The organism is Streptomyces sp. NBC_01116, from assembly GCF_041435495.1.
Taxonomy (GTDB): domain Bacteria; phylum Actinomycetota; class Actinomycetes; order Streptomycetales; family Streptomycetaceae; genus Streptomyces.
The window spans coordinates 2,064,253-2,078,851 of sequence record NZ_CP108644.1 but is presented as its reverse complement, the minus strand read 5'-3'; the positions used below and the strand labels follow the sequence as shown (position 1 = coordinate 2,078,851).

Below are 14,599 nucleotides of genomic sequence, written 5' to 3'. Positions count from 1 at the left end.
CCATCGACGCAGAAGATCCTGACACCGGGGTAATCCGTGAAAAAGCTCTCCGCACGACGACGCCATCCGCTGGCGGCGGTCGTCGTACTACTCCTCGCGCTGGCGGCTACCGGGGGGCTGTACGCCGCGTTTGCGCCTGCGGGCAAGGCGCAGGCCGATGAAACCGCCCAGTCCCTCGCCATCGAAGAGGGCAAGAAGCTCTACGCCGTAGGCTGCGCCAGCTGCCACGGAACCGGCGGTCAGGGCACCACCGACGGGCCGTCCCTCGTGGGCGTGGGCTCCGCCGCCGTCGACTTCCAGGTCGGTACGGGCCGTATGCCCGCGCAGCAGCCGGGCGCCCAGGTACCGAAGAAGAAGGTCATCTACACCCAGGCGGAGATCGACCAGCTCGCGGCGTACGTCGCGTCGCTCGGCGCCGGTCCCATCACGCCGACCGACAAGCAGGTCGACCCCGCGGGCGCCGACGTCGCCAACGGCGGCGAACTGTTCCGCACCAACTGCGCCCAGTGCCACAACTTCACCGGTAAGGGCGGAGCCCTGACGGAGGGCAAGTACGCCCCCGACCTCGAAGGCGTGAGCCCGAAGCACATCTACGAGGCCATGCAGACCGGCCCGCAGAGCATGCCCTCCTTCCCCGACACGACGATGCCGGAGCAGGAGAAGAAGGACATCATCGCGTACATCGAGACCGTGAACGGTGACGAGTCGGAGAGCCCCGGCGGCCTGGCCCTCGGCGGTCTCGGCCCGGTCAGCGAAGGTCTGTTCGCGTGGGTCTTCGGACTCGGCGCGCTCGTCGCAGTCGCCGTTTGGGTCGCGGCCCACACCGCTAAGGCCAAGAAGTCATGAGTAGCCAACAGATTCCAGAAGACAACCTGCCTGTGGTGCAGGAGACCGCGCACGGCGCGGTGGAGCGTCACGACGACCCGTTCGCCGACCCGGGGCTGCCGGCCCACCAGCCGCGCATCCAGGACCTCGACGAGCGCGCCGCGAACCGCTCGGAACGCGCCGTCGCGTTCATGTTCACCCTCTCGATGCTGGCGACGGTGGGCTTCATCGCCTCCTACGTCATCTTCCCGGTGGACAAGATCGTCTACATCTGGCCCTTCGGCCATGTGAGCGCGCTCAACTTCTCCCTGGGTCTCACCCTGGGTGCGGCGCTCTTCTTCATCGGCGCGGGAGCCGTCCACTGGGCGCGCACCCTGATGTCCGACGTCGAGGTCGCGGCCGACCGCCACCCGATCGAGGCCCCGCCCGAGGTCAAGGCGCAGGTCCTGGCCGACTTCAAGGCCGGTGCCGAGGAGTCCGCGATCGGCCGTCGCAAGCTGATCCGCAACACCATGTTCGGTGCGCTGGCCCTGGTGCCGCTCTCCGGTGTGGTCCTGCTGCGCGACCTCGGTCCGCTGCCGGAGAAGAAGCTCCGCACGACCCTGTGGGCGGAGGGCAAGCAGCTCATCAACATGAACACGATGAAGCCGCTGCGCCCCGAGCACATCACCGTCGGGTCGCTGGCCTTCGCCATGCCCGAGGGGCTCGACCCGGAGTCGCACGACTTCCAGACGCAGATGGGCAAGGCCGCCCTGATGATCGTCCGCATCGAGCCGGACGACATCAAGGACAAGCGCCAGCGTGACTGGGCCCACGAGGGCATCGTCGCGTTCTCCAAGATCTGCACCCACGTCGGCTGCCCGATCAGCCTGTACGAGCAGCAGACGCACCACGTGCTCTGCCCGTGCCACCAGTCCACCTTCGACCTCTCCGACGGCGCTCGCGTCATCTTCGGTCCGGCCGGCCACCCGCTTCCGCAGCTGCGGATCGGTGTCAACAGCGAGGGCAACCTCGAGGCGCTCGGCGACTTCGACGAGCCCGTCGGTGCTGCCTTCTGGGAGCGCGGATGAGTACTGCGACAAAGAACCCCTCCGCCGCCGGACCGGCGGACGAGCGCAAGGCCCCGGCCGGCGAGCGGGTGGCCGACTGGGCGGACGGCCGGCTGGGCATCTACGGCCTCGCCAAGGCCAACATGCGCAAGATCTTCCCGGACCACTGGTCCTTCATGCTCGGTGAGGTCGCGCTCTACAGCTTCATCATCATCATCCTCACGGGCGTGTATCTGACGCTGTTCTTCCAGCCGAGCATGGGCGAGATCGTCTACCACGGTCCGTACGAGCCCATGCAGGGCATCCGGATGTCCGAGGCCTACGCCTCGACCCTGAAGATCAGCTTCGAGGTCCGCGGCGGTCTGCTCGTCCGGCAGATCCACCACTGGGCCGCGCTGATCTTCCTGGCCGCGATGTTCGTGCACATGATGCGCGTCTTCTTCACGGGCGCGTTCCGCAAGCCGCGCGAGATCAACTGGCTCTTCGGCTTCCTGCTGTTCGTGCTCGGCATGTTCACCGGGTTCACCGGCTACTCCCTCCCGGACGACCTGCTCTCCGGTACGGGTGTCCGCTTCACCCAGGGCGCGATCCTGTCCGTGCCGATCGTCGGTACGTACATCTCGATGTTCCTGTTCGGCGGCGAGTTCCCCGGCCACGACTTCGTGGCCCGGTTCTACTCGATCCACATCCTGCTGCTGCCGGGCATCATGCTCGGCCTGCTGGTGGCGCACCTGATCCTGGTCTTCTACCACAAGCACACGCAGTTCGCGGGTCCCGGCCGGACGAACAAGAACGTCGTCGGCATGCCGCTGCTGCCCGTGTACATGGCGAAGGCCGGAGGGTTCTTCTTCCTCGTCTTCGGCATCATCGCGGCCATCTCCGCCATCGCCACGATCAACCCGATCTGGGCCATCGGCCCGTACCGGGTCGACCAGGTCTCCACCGGCGCACAGCCCGACTGGTACATGGGCTTCGCCGAGGGCCTGGTGCGTGTGATGCCGGGCTGGGAGATCAACCTGTGGGGCCACACGCTCGCCCTGGGCGTGTTCATCCCGCTGGTCGGCTTCGGCGTGGTCCTCACCGCGATCGCGGTGTACCCGTTCATCGAGTCCTGGGTCACCGGCGACAAGCGCGAGCACCACATCCTGGACCGCCCGCGCAACGTCCCGACCCGTACGGGCTTCGGCGTCGCCTGGATCACGGCGTACTTCATCGGCCTCGTCGGCGGTGGAAACGACCTGTGGGCCACGCACTTCCACCTGTCGATCAACTCGATCACCTGGTTCGTCCGGATCTTCTTCTTCGTCGGACCGGTCATCGCGTTCATCGTCACCAAGCGGATCTGCCTCGGCCTCCAGCGCCGCGACCGGGAGAAGGTGCTGCACGGTCGCGAGACCGGCATCATCAAGCGCCTGCCGCACGGTGAGTTCGTCGAGATCCACGAGCCGCTCAGCCCCGGGCAGCTGCACACGCTCACGGCGCACGAGCAGTACCAGCCGATCGACCTCGGCCCCGCGGTCGACGAGAACGGCGTGAAGCGCAAGATCTCCCCGGTGCAGAAGCTGCGCGCCAAGCTCAGCAAGGGGTACTACGCCGACGGGAACCAGATCCCCAAGGCCACCCCCGAGGAGTACAAGGAGATCAGCGAGGGCCACGGCCACCACTGATCACCTGAACCGATCGCCACCGTGAGAGCCCCGTCCATCCGATGGACGGGGCTCTTCGCGGTCCGCCCGGCTGGATAGGGTGGAGCCATCTTTCCTGACCGGCTGTGGACCCTGGAGCGGACCATGAACGTTGTGACCCCGAACGGCGGCGACAGCGTGGCGGACCGTTCCTGGCCCGGCCTCCTGAACCCCCTCCTGCGCGGCGAGGACCTCAGCTCCGAGGAGACCGCCTGGGCCATGGACCGCATCATGAGCGGCGAGGCCACCGACGCGCAGATCGCCGGGTTCGCCGTCGCGCTGCGGGCCAAGGGCGAGACCGTCGACGAGGTCACCGGCCTCGTCCGCGCGATGTACGCCCACGCCAACACCATCGAGGTGCCGGGCCGGACCGTCGACATCGTCGGCACCGGCGGCGACCTCGCCAAGACGGTCAACATCTCGACCATGTCCGCGATCGTCATCGCCGGCACCGGTGCCAAGGTCGTCAAGCACGGCAACCGCGCCGCCTCCTCCGCGAGCGGCTCCTCCGACGTGCTGGAGAAGCTCGGCGTCAACCTGGAGCTGACCCCGCGGCGGGTCGTCGAGGTAGCCGAAGCGGCGGGCATCACCTTCTGCTTCGCCGTGAAGTTCCACCCCGCCCTGCGGTACGCCGCCAAGGCCCGCAAGGAACTCGGCGCGCAGACCACGTTCAACATCCTGGGGCCCCTCACCAACCCGGCCCAGGTCCGCGCGCAGGCGGTCGGCGTCGCCGACGCCCGGATGGCGCCCATCGTCGCGGGCGTGCTGGCGGACCGGGGGAACTCGGCGCTGGTCTTCCGCGGCGACGACGGACTCGACGAGCTGACCACCACCGCCACCTCCCGGGTCTGGGTGGTGCGCGACGGCGCGGTCCGCGAGGAGCCCTTCGACCCGCGCGACGTCGGGCTGCCCATCGTCCCCGTCGAGGCGCTGCGCGGCGCCGACGCCTCGTACAACGCCGATGTGGCCCGCCGCCTGCTGGACGGCGAGGCGGGCGCGGTACGCGAGGCGGTGCTGCTCAATTCGGCGGCGGCCCTGGTCGCCCTGGACCCGGGCCCCGGCACGCTGACCGAACAGCTCGCGGCGAAGATCCTCGTCGCGGCCGAGGCCATCGACTCCGGGGCCGCCAAGCGGGCACTGGGGCGCTGGGTGGCGGCCAGCAACGCTTGAGCGCGCCCCGGGGACGGCTCCGGGGCACACGGTGTGACACAGGGCGCAGTCCGGATGCCGGACTGCGCCCTTGCGCGTGTGCGCACGTATGGCAAGATGCTGCGCAGGTCATGAGTGACAGCGACTACGGCCCCGGCCCGCTGTCCGGCAACCCTCCGTCCGTGGCGGGGTGCCCCGGGTGAAGACCAGGCCGCAGGCAGCGAGGTCTGCGGCAAGCGCGGGCCCCTCGGCATCCAGCGGATGCCAGCCCCCGGGGTCCTGGTCCCTAGGGAGTCTTCTGTGAGCAAGCGAATGCGCTAGGGCTTATCGCCCTCCTTCCGCGCACCCTTTTCCTTTCCTCCTCCTGCGCTGCCGCGTATCCGCCGGCGCCGGATTTCGCCTGCCTGTTACGGGAGTTCGCCATGTCTGTCCCCACCGCTGCCCTCGACTCGTCGGTTTGTGCCCCGCTGCCCGTTCTGGGGCAGAACGTCACGGTTCCGCTCGTCACCGGCGGTGAGGTCACCTACGCCGCGCTCGACTACGCCGCCAGCGCCCCGGCCCTCCAGCGGGTCTGGGACGACGTCGCCGCGTACGCCCCGTACTACGGCAGCGTCCACCGCGGTGCCGGCTACCTCTCGCAGCTCTCCACCGACCTCTTCGAGAACAGCCGCCGCACGGTCGCGGAGTTCCTCGGCTGCCGCGCGGACGACCAGGTGGTCTTCACCCGCTCCACGACCGACTCCCTCAACCTGCTGGCCGCCGCGATCCCCGCCGACTGCCAGGTCTTCGTCTACGAGACCGAGCACCACGCGTCCCTGCTGCCCTGGCGCGACGCCCGGGTCACCTACCTCAACGCGCCCCGCACCCCGGCCCAGGCCGTCGAGGCCCTGGAGCGCGCGCTCGCCGACCGCGACCCCTACGGCCCCGCCCTCGTCTGCGTCACCGGCGCGTCCAACGTGACCGGTGAGCTGTGGCCGGTGAGGGAGCTGGCCGCGGCCGCCCACGCGCACGGCGCCCGCATCGTCCTCGACGCCGCCCAGCTGGCCCCGCACCACCCCGTGGACATCGCCGAACTGGACGTCGACTGGGTCGCGTTCTCCGGCCACAAGCTGTACGCGCCCTTCGGCTCCGGGGTCCTGGCCGGCCGCGCCGACTGGCTCCAGGCCGCCGAGCCGTACCTCGCCGGCGGCGGCGCGTCCCGCAAGGTCGCCCGGCGCGCCGACGGCGGCGTGGACGTCGACTGGCACACCACGGCCGCCCGCCACGAGGCCGGTTCGCCCAACGTCATCGGCGTCTACTCCATCGCCTCCGCCTGCAAGGCCCTGACCGAGGCCGGCTTCGAGGGCCTGGTCGCCCGGGAGCAGGAGCTCGTGGGCCGGGTCCGCGAGGGGCTCGCCGAGGTGCCCGAGGTGCAGGTGCTCTCGCTGTTCGGCGACGACGCCCCCCGGGTCGGCGTCATCTCCTTCGTGGTGCGCGGCTGGAACAGCTCGCACTTCGCCGCCGCGCTCTCCGCGGAGTACGGCATCGGCGTGCGCGACGGCCTCTTCTGCGCCCACCCGCTGGTGCGCACCCTGCTCGGCAGCGACCCGCAGGACCCGGGCGAGTGCGGAGCGCCGGAGGCCGAGCCGGGCGAACGCTCGCTCAACGCGATCCGTGTCAGCTTCGGCGCCGGTACGCCCGACGAGCACATCGACCGGTTCCTGCGCGCGGTCTCCGAGCTGGTCCGCGAGGGAGCCCGCTGGAACTACCGCACCGAGGAAGGCCGTTGCGTGCCCGACCGGGGCGAGGCCGCCCGGGTCCGGGACACGTTCTGATGAAACACCCCGGCCGGGGACGGGCGCGCCGCCCGTCCCCGGCCGAGGTGCGACGCCGGTGTGTCCCTGGTCCGTCCTCAGGCCCTCGTCAGGCCCTACGCGTCGAGGCCGATGGCGAAGGCCGCTTCCAGGTCGTGCTGGGAGTACGTACGGAACGCCACGTGGGTGTCGGTGCCCTCGACGCCCGGGATCTTGCTGATCCGGCCGGGGATGACATCGGCGAGGTCGTCGTGCCTGGCGACCCGGACCATGGCGATCAGGTCGTAGGTGCCGGTGACGGAGAAGACCTCGCTGACACTGTCCAGCGCGGCGATGGCCTCGGCGATCTCCGGAATCCGGTCCACGCTGGTCTTGATGAGCACGATCGCGGTGATCACGGCTGGCTGTCTCCCTCGGTGGCCGTGGCTGGAACCTTCACTCTAGCCCCACCCCGACAGCCCACCCAGGCGCAGAGGAACCCGGCCGCGAAGCCCGCCACATGCGCCAGGTACGCCACCCCGGGACCGCTGCCCGCACCCTGCGCAGCCGCCCACTGGAGCCCGAACCAGAAGACCAGCACCATCCAGGCGGGGAAGCGCAGCGGCAGGAAGAAGAGGAACGGGAACAGGCTGGTCACCCGGGTCTTCGGGAAGAGGTACAGGAACGCGCCGAGCACCGCGGAGATCGCCCCCGACGCACCCACCAGCGTCTGCCCGGAGTCCGCGTGCGCCGCCGCGTAGCAGACCAGCGCCACATAGCCGCAGCCCACGTAGAACAGGGCGAACCGCACCCGGCCCATGCGCTCCTCGGCCATCGCGCCGAACACGTACAGGAACAGCAGGTTCCCCAGCAGGTGCAGCCAGCTGCCGTGCACGAACAGCGCGGTGAACGGGGTCAGCAGCGCATGCGCCGACCCCTCCCACAGCTCGGCGGGGATCACCCCCCACCGCTCGAAGTACGCGGCCTGCGCGGCGAGCAGCGCGTCCTCGCTCCCCTGGGCGGCGCCGCCGAACCCGGAGAGCGGGCTGATCAGGAAGATCACACCGCAGACGCCGATCAGTCCGTAGGTGACCGGGGCGCCGCTCGACACCGCCGCGTCCCGGATCCTCCCGGCCGTGGTCCGCCCGTCGGCCTGCCGCCCATCGATCATGTACAGAGCATGACGTACCGGTGGAGAACGGGATGGAGCGCCTCGCCGTGCCGATGCCTATACGCGAGGCCGTAGGGTTACGCCAGGACTTCCGCAGTTCGACGGCGCACCGCGAGATCCTTGGCGTAGACAGGTGGAGACGCGGCGGCGCGCCCGGCGCGGGCTCCTGGAGACGACGAAAGAGGACGCAACGATGACGACGGTTCCCCTGCCGACCGACTCGACCCGCTGGCGCTGCACCCTGTGCGGCAACCTCACGCGCTTCGACGTGACCCGTTCCTCCAAGGTCGTGGAGTACGTGCACCTCGACCTGGCCGGTGAGTCGAGTGTCGAGGAGCGGGAGGTCGTCAGTGAGACCATCGAGTCGGTCCGCTGTCGTTGGTGCAACGCGGTGGACCAGATCGAACTGGTGGACAGGCCGGGTGCCGCTTCCTGAGGAAGCGCACCCATCACATATCTATGGGGTGACGGACGGTGGATCAGCCGACCAGCGGCGCCGGACCGGCCGATGAGGCCGACGGCGGTGCAGAGGCGCTCGGCCGTCCGCTGCCCGAGGGTGTCCGGCGGCGGGTGATCGCGCTGGTCTCGGACGCCTTCGGCGGCCTGACCGTCTCCGAACTGCCCGCCCAGCTGCGGCAGTACGCCCGGTTCACCCCGACCCGGCGGGCGAAGTTCGCGGGGAACGCGATGGCCGCCGCGCTGGAGGGCGACGCCCTCTTCCGGCAGCGCATCGGAGAGCGGCTCTCCCAGTCCCAGCCCGAGCTGACCGGAGCGCTGGAGGCCGGTTCGCCGCCCGCCGCCGCCGATCCCCTCGATGTGGCCGCGGCCGCCTATGTGCTGCGCCCGGTCGGCTGGGTCAAGCTGGTCGAATCGGCCGGCGAGGAGGTCCAGCGCGCCGACGCGGAACGCGCCGACGAGGAGGCCCGGCGCGAACTGGAGCACCTGCGCGAGGAGCTGGAGCGGGCCCGCGCCCACACCCGCGCCGAGACCGAGCGGCTGCGCACCGAGCTGGAGGCGGCCCGCAAGGAGGCCGAGTCGCTGCACCGCAAGCTGCGCAGCGCCCTGAGCGAGGTGAAGCGCGGCGAGGCCGCCCTGCGCCGCGGAGCCGCCGAGGCCGAGGCCCAGCGCGCCGAGTCGGCCGCCCAGCTCTCCGTCGCCGAGAGCGAGTCCCGCCGGCTCAAGGGGCGGCTGGGGGAGGCCGAGGCGGCCCTGGAGGCGAGCCGCCGGGCCGCCCGCGAAGGCCGCTCGGTGGAGGACATGCGGCTGCGGCTGCTCCTGGACACCGTGCTGGACGCGGCCTCCGGGCTGCGGCGGGAGCTGGCGCTTCCCCCGGCGACGACGCACCCCGCCGACACCGTGGACGCGGTGGAGCCCGGCCGGATGTCGCCCAAGGACATCGCGGCCAGGGCCCTTTCGGAGACCGATCCGGCGCTGCTGGACCAGCTGCTGGCGCTGCCGCAGGCCCACCTCATCGTGGACGGCTACAACGTCACCAAGACCGGCTATCCCCAGATGCCGCTGGAGAAGCAGCGGTTGCGGCTGCTGGGCGGGCTCTCGGTGCTCGCGGCGCAGACCGGCGCCGAGATGACCTGTGTCTTCGACGGGGCCGAGCTGGCCGCCCCGGTGCTGCTGGCCCCGCCCCGCGGCGTGCGGGTGCTGTTCAGCAAGGCCGGGGTCACGGCGGACGAGCTGATCCGTCAACTGGCCCGCGCGGAACCGCCGGGGCGGCCCGTGGTGGTCGTCTCCACCGACCGGGAGGTGGCGGACGGTGTGGCCAAGGCCGGTGCGCGGCCGGTCGCGTCCGTCTTGCTCCTCAAGCGCCTTTCGCGTGTCTAGCGGAATATGCACGGCATGTGTGACATGCCGGATTTCTGGGAACGTACCGTCAAGTCGCCGCTACACGCGGTGGGGTGAGAGTAAAGAAGTGCCCGGTGTGACGAGAAAATTCCTGTGAGGATTTGAACTGATCACAAGATGGTCACTAGGGTCAGGCCTCGAACCTTCGCACGGTTGATCACCCATTGGGGGTGACGGCGAAGGAACCGCCGAGTCCGTCATGTGCACGGAGCCGGGGAATCTTTTCCCCCACAGCCCGGTAGGCGGCTCTGAGGAAGAAGGAGCTCGCCTTCGTGGCGTCCCACCGTCGTCCCAAGCAGCCGAGCCGCGCCCGCGTGACCGTGCTCACCGCGACCGCCGCCGCGGCCGTGGCCCTGACCTCCCAGGCCGCACATGCCGACCCCAAGCCGAGCAAGAGCGAGGTCAAGGCGGAGGTCGACAAGCTCTACCACGAGGCCGAGGAGTCCACCGAGAAGTACAACGGGGCCAAGGAGCAGCAGGACAACCTGAAGAAGGAAGTCGACGCGCTCCAGGACAAGGTCGCCCGCGGCCAGGCCGAGCTCAACACGCTGCGCACCGAACTCGGTTCGATCGCCACCGCGCAGTACCGCTCCGGCGGCATCGACCCCTCCGTGGCCCTCTTCCTCGCCTCGGACCCGGACAGCTTCCTCGACCAGGCCTCCGCGCTCGACCAGCTGACGGTCAAGCAGACGGAGTCGCTGCAGAAGATCCAGTCCAAGCAGCGCACCCTCGCCCAGCAGCGCAAGGAAGCCCAGGACAAGCTCGGCGACCTCGCCGACGTCCGCAAGGCGCTCGGCGCGAACAAGAAGAAGTCCCAGGACAAGCTCGCCGAGGCCCAGCAGCTGCTCAACACGCTGACCCAGGCCGAGCGCGCCAAGATGGTCCAGGAGGAGCAGCGCGCCAGCCGCGCCGCCGGAGACCGGGTCGAACTCGGCAACGAGGCCCCCGCGTCCGGTCGCGGAGCCGCCGCCCTCAGCGCGGCGGCCACCCAGATCGGCAAGCCGTACGTCCCCGGTGGCTCGGGCCCCAACTCCTACGACTGCTCCGGGCTGACCCAGTGGGCCTTCGCCCAGGCCGGCGTCTCCATCACCCGGACCACGTACACCCAGCAGAACGACGGCCAGAAGATCGGCCGCAGCCAGCTCAAGCCGGGCGACCTGGTCTTCTTCAACGGCCTGTCGCACGTCGGCTTCTACGCCGGCAACAACCAGATCCTGCACGCCCCGAAGCCGGGCACCGTCGTCCGCTACGAGTCGATGGACTACATGGGCACCTTCCAGTTCGGCGTCCGCATCTGACGTCACGGCATGCCCGCGGCGCGCCCGAACGAGGGAATCGCCGCACACCGCACTGACGCCCCGCCCCGCCGGAGACCCGAGGTCACCGGCGGGGCGGCGGTGTTTGCCCCGACGCCGCCACCGGCGCGGTCTTTTGCCGGTGCGTAGTCGCCCGATTACTGTCTGGCTGCCGCGCAGCTCCCGGTCACCGTCCGCCCGCCCGGGCGGCAGGGGCTGCGCACTACCGCGTCAGCGGAAGGGAGTGCGGCTTCCTGTGGTGTCCCATCGCCGTTCCACACAGTCCGGCTTCAACAGAGGCGTCCGGGTCACGGTCATCTCGGCGGCCGCCGCCACCGTGGCCGCGACGCTGACCGGGGCCCCGGCGAGCGCCGACCCGAAGGACACCCGGGAGAACGCCAAGGCAGCCGTCGACCGCCTCTACGGGGAGGCGGAGCAGGCCACCGAGCGCTACAACGAGGCCGGGGAGCGCGTCGACCGGCTGCGCGGCGAGGCGGACCGCTCCCAGGACGCCACGGCCCGGGGCCAGGAGCGCGTCAACCGGATGCGCGACGTGCTGGGCGCGATGGCGGGCGCGCAGTACCGCACCGGCTCCATCGACCCGGCGCTCGCCCTGCTGCTCTCCGCCGACCCCGACACCTACCTGGAGCGGGCCGCCGCCCTCGACCGGGCCGGCGCCCGCCAGGCGCTGACCCTGGACAAGCTGCGGCACGCGCAGCGGCGGCTCGCCCAGACCCGCGCGGAGACCACCCGCGCCCTGACCGAGCTGGAGCGCAACCGGGCCGCCGTCACGCGCCACAAGCAGGCCGTCGAGGGCAAGCTCCGTGAGGCCCGCCGGCTGCTGGAGTCGCTGCCGCCGGAGGAACGCGCCACCTTCGCGCGGGCCTCGCGCTCCGGCCGTGAGGGACCGCCCGACCTCTCCGGCGTCGCCCCGGGCTCGGCCCGCGCGATGTCCGCCGTGGCCGCCGCCCACCGGGCGCTCGGGAGACCCTACGTCTGGGGCGCCAACGGGCCCTCGGGATTCGACTGTTCCGGCCTGATGCAGTGGGCCTACGCCCAGGCCGGGGTGAGCCTGCCCCGCACCTCCCAGGCCCAGCGCCACGCGGGCCGCATGGTGCCCCTCTCCCAGGCGCAGCCGGGCGACCTGGTCGCCTACCGCGCGGACGCCAGCCACATCGGCATGTACGTCGGCAACGGCCAGGTCATCCACGCCCCCTACCCGGGCGCCCCGGTCCGCTACGATCCGGTCGGCATGATGCCCGTCTCCTCGGTGACCCGGATCTGACCGTACGATCGGCAGGGTGGCCGTACGAGGACGTGACGCGCGAGGGGGACGCCCCCGGGGACGCCGGTGTGCGGCGGGCCTGTCGCTCGCCGCGCTGCTGACCGCGTCCGCCTGCACGGCCCCCGCGGACCCGGACACCGTGCTCACCGAGGGTGTCCTCGACGCCGCCCTGGAGCGCCGCGCCGCGGCCGTCCTCGCCCACGATTCGGCGGGGTACGTCGAGGGCATCGCCCCGGACGCCGCGAAGCTGCGGGCCGCCCAGCGCACCGAGCTGGACCGGCTCGCCGACGTGCCGTTCAAGTCCTGGAGCTACGACGTCGAGGACATCACCGAGCAGGACGGGCAGTGGGCCACCGCCGATGTGGAGCTGCGCTACCGCATCGACGGGTACGACACCGCCCCGGCCGCCACCCGCCGCGTCCTGGAGCTGATGCGCGACGGCGATCGCTGGTACATCACCGCCGACCGGCCCGCCAAGGGCGCCTCCGGGCAGCTGTGGCAGCAGGGGGACGTCGAGGTCGTCGAGGGCGCCCACAGCATCGTCCTGGGCGTCGGCCGGAGCGCCGGGGAGCTGCGCCAGGTCGCCGACACCGTGGACCTCGCCGTACCGGCCGTCTCCGACGCCTGGCCGCGCCCCTGGACCCGCCGGGTGGTCGTCCTCGTCCCGGACTCCGTCGAGGACATGGCGGGACTGCTGGGCTCCCCGGAGGCCAGCTACCGGGGCATCGCCGCCGTCACCACCGGCGAGGTCGGCGGCACCGGCGAGCGCCCGGCCATCGCCGACCGGGTGATCGTCAACCCGCAGGCGTACGCCACCCTGGGGAGCTTCGGACAGCGGATCGTCCTGACCCATGAGACGACCCATGTCGCCACCCGGACCAGCACCTCCACCGCCACCCCGGTCTGGCTCTCCGAGGGCTTCGCCGACTGGACCGCCTACCGGGGCGAGGACCGGGCCGCCGACACCATCGCCCCGGAGCTGGCCGAGGCCGTCCGCGGCGGCCGGACCCCCGCCGGACTCCCCGCCGACCCGGACTTCGGCTTCGACGGCGACCCCGCGAAGCTCGCGGCGGCCTACGAGGGCGGCTGGCTGGCCTGCGAGCTGATCGCGGAGCGGTGGGGCAAGGAGAAGCTGATCGCCTTCTACGAGACCGTCGGAGCGCACGACGGACGCGAGGGAGCGGTGGAACAGGCGATGAAGGCGGTGCTCGACACCACCTCCGAGCAGTTCACCGCCGACTGGCGCGACTACCTCGCCACCCGGCTCGGCTGACCCCCGCCCGCGAGCGGGGCGCCCTCCTCACGCGCCCTCCCCGGCACCGTCGACCGCCACAGCCGCCGCGCCGCGACCAGCGAGGCCGCCACCAGCAGCCCGTTCCGTACGAGGAGGAGCGTCACGCCCCACGCGTCGCTCGCCACCACACGGCCGAAGCCGACCGGGAACTCCAGCAGCGTCACCCCCGCCGCCACCAGCACCAGGACGGCCGGAAGCGTCATCGCCGCCCCGCGGAACACCAGGCACACCGCGGCCAGTCCGACCAGCCACACCACGTACTGCGGGCTGATCACCCGGCTGGTGACCGTGAACAGCAGCACCGCCGTGAACGCCGCCTCGGCCGGGGTGTGCGCGGCGAACGTCCGGGCCCGCAGCCGCCACAGCAGCAGCCAGCCCAGCGCCAGGACGCCGAGCCCCAGCGCCAGCGTCGACACCAGCTCCACGTGCGGGCCGAGGAACTCCAGCGAGCCGTAGCGCAGCTCCACCCGCCCCTCCCAGCCGAAATGCCGCGCGATGTGGAAGACCAGCGCCCCCAGGGACTCGACCTCGGTGCCCCGGTCCCGCTGGAAGGCCAGGAACGCGAACGCCCCTGGCATCCACAGCGCGAACGCCGCCGCCAGCCCCGCCGCCGTCAGCGCCGCCGACGTCCACGCGGCCCGCGTCCAACGCCCCTTGCGCACCCCCACGAGCAGCAGCACCGGCCAGCCCTTCAGCAGCGCCCCGAACGCCGCAAGCGCCCCCAGCGCCCGGGGCCGGCGCACCCCCGCCAGCAGCGCGGCCACCGCCACCGCCGTCACCATCAGGTCGTAGCGGGCGTAGACCGTCGGACCCAGCAGCGGCACCCCCGCGATCCACACCCACGCGCCCGCCGCCCTTGTGCCCGGCCGCCGCCCCGCGTGCAGCAGCAGCCCCAGCACCAGCGCGTCGCAGAGCAGCACCAGCACGAAGAACGCGGTCGCGTACTCCAGGAACGGCAGCAGGGCGGGGGAGAGGATCGCCAGGGCCGCCCCGGGCGGGTACTGCCAGGTGACGTCGTCCAGCGGATACGTGCCGGTGAGCAGCACCTCGTACCAGCTCCGGTAGATCACCGACACGTCCACCGTGACGTCCGGTCCGGGCACCGTGAACACCTTGAACACGCAGGCCAGCAGCCAGGCCCGGGTCAGCGCCCACAGGGCGTACGGCCACGGCCCGGCGCCGATGGGTCCTGCTCCCGCCATCGCCGCCTCCTCGTC

13 protein-coding genes and 1 riboswitch are annotated in these 14,599 nt (G+C 71.5%); of the genes, 10 read left to right on the top strand and 3 right to left on the bottom strand.

Annotated elements, in window-relative coordinates:
* The first annotated feature begins 36 nt into the window (after positions 1-36).
* The 5 genes from OG245_RS09065 to OG245_RS09045 all read left to right on the top strand — a co-directional run bounded on the left by OG245_RS09065 (position 37) and on the right by OG245_RS09045 (position 6,522).
* Positions 37-846: a c-type cytochrome gene (locus OG245_RS09065; protein WP_371623005.1), complete on the top strand. Its 810-nt coding sequence runs from the start codon at positions 37-39 to the stop codon at positions 844-846.
* On the top strand, positions 843-1,895 hold the full coding sequence (locus OG245_RS09060; RefSeq protein ID WP_215102947.1) for a ubiquinol-cytochrome c reductase iron-sulfur subunit: 1,053 nt from the start codon (positions 843-845) through the stop codon (positions 1,893-1,895). Before OG245_RS09065 ends, OG245_RS09060 begins: the two co-directional genes overlap by 4 nt.
* Positions 1,892-3,541, top strand: a complete 1,650-nt coding sequence (locus tag OG245_RS09055; RefSeq protein ID WP_371623004.1) for a cytochrome bc complex cytochrome b subunit — start codon at positions 1,892-1,894, stop codon at positions 3,539-3,541. The genes OG245_RS09060 and OG245_RS09055 overlap by 4 nt, the downstream gene beginning before the upstream one ends.
* Positions 3,542-3,664: 123 nt before the next feature.
* Positions 3,665-4,729: an anthranilate phosphoribosyltransferase gene (trpD, locus tag OG245_RS09050; RefSeq protein ID WP_371623003.1), complete on the top strand. Its 1,065-nt coding sequence runs from the start codon at positions 3,665-3,667 to the stop codon at positions 4,727-4,729.
* Between the two features lie 106 nt (positions 4,730-4,835).
* Positions 4,836-4,953: riboswitch (SAM riboswitch) on the top strand.
* A gap of 177 nt (positions 4,954-5,130) precedes the next feature.
* Positions 5,131-6,522: an aminotransferase class V-fold PLP-dependent enzyme gene (locus tag OG245_RS09045; RefSeq protein WP_371623002.1), complete on the top strand. Its 1,392-nt coding sequence runs from the start codon at positions 5,131-5,133 to the stop codon at positions 6,520-6,522.
* A 95-nt stretch (positions 6,523-6,617) separates the two neighbouring features.
* Here the strand turns inward: OG245_RS09045 and OG245_RS09040 are convergent, their stop codons facing one another.
* Both OG245_RS09040 and OG245_RS09035 read right to left on the bottom strand, forming a co-directional pair.
* Positions 6,618-6,899, bottom strand: a complete 282-nt coding sequence (locus OG245_RS09040) for an Lrp/AsnC family transcriptional regulator (protein ID WP_003969641.1) — start codon at positions 6,897-6,899, stop codon at positions 6,618-6,620.
* The gene (locus OG245_RS09035; RefSeq protein WP_371623001.1) at positions 6,896-7,651 is read right to left on the bottom strand and encodes a rhomboid family intramembrane serine protease; all 756 of its coding nucleotides are present in this window, start codon (positions 7,649-7,651) and stop codon (positions 6,896-6,898) included. The genes OG245_RS09040 and OG245_RS09035 overlap by 4 nt, the downstream gene beginning before the upstream one ends.
* A gap of 193 nt (positions 7,652-7,844) precedes the next feature.
* Between OG245_RS09035 and OG245_RS09030 the strand changes: the two genes are divergently transcribed.
* The 5 genes from OG245_RS09030 (at position 7,845) to OG245_RS09010 (ending at position 13,361) form a co-directional block, all read left to right on the top strand.
* Positions 7,845-8,087 (top strand): hypothetical protein, encoded by a 243-nt coding sequence (locus OG245_RS09030; RefSeq protein ID WP_003969643.1) that lies wholly within the window; start codon positions 7,845-7,847, stop codon positions 8,085-8,087.
* A gap of 38 nt (positions 8,088-8,125) precedes the next feature.
* Positions 8,126-9,487 (top strand): NYN domain-containing protein, encoded by a 1,362-nt coding sequence (locus OG245_RS09025; protein ID WP_371623000.1) that lies wholly within the window; start codon positions 8,126-8,128, stop codon positions 9,485-9,487.
* Between the two features lie 293 nt (positions 9,488-9,780).
* Positions 9,781-10,806: an NlpC/P60 family protein gene (locus tag OG245_RS09020; protein ID WP_371622999.1), complete on the top strand. Its 1,026-nt coding sequence runs from the start codon at positions 9,781-9,783 to the stop codon at positions 10,804-10,806.
* A gap of 253 nt (positions 10,807-11,059) precedes the next feature.
* Entirely contained in the window at positions 11,060-12,088 is a 1,029-nt protein-coding gene (locus OG245_RS09015) for an NlpC/P60 family protein (RefSeq protein WP_371622998.1), read from the top strand.
* A 16-nt stretch (positions 12,089-12,104) separates the two neighbouring features.
* Positions 12,105-13,361, top strand: a complete 1,257-nt coding sequence (locus OG245_RS09010) for a hypothetical protein (protein ID WP_371622997.1) — start codon at positions 12,105-12,107, stop codon at positions 13,359-13,361.
* Here OG245_RS09010 and OG245_RS09005 read toward each other — a convergent pair.
* Positions 13,337-14,584, bottom strand: coding sequence for a glycosyltransferase 87 family protein (locus OG245_RS09005; protein WP_371627844.1), 1,248 nt, complete (start codon positions 14,582-14,584; stop codon positions 13,337-13,339). The two genes, OG245_RS09010 and OG245_RS09005, sit on opposite strands and share 25 nt — an antisense overlap.
* Between the last annotated feature and the right edge of the window lie 15 nt (positions 14,585-14,599).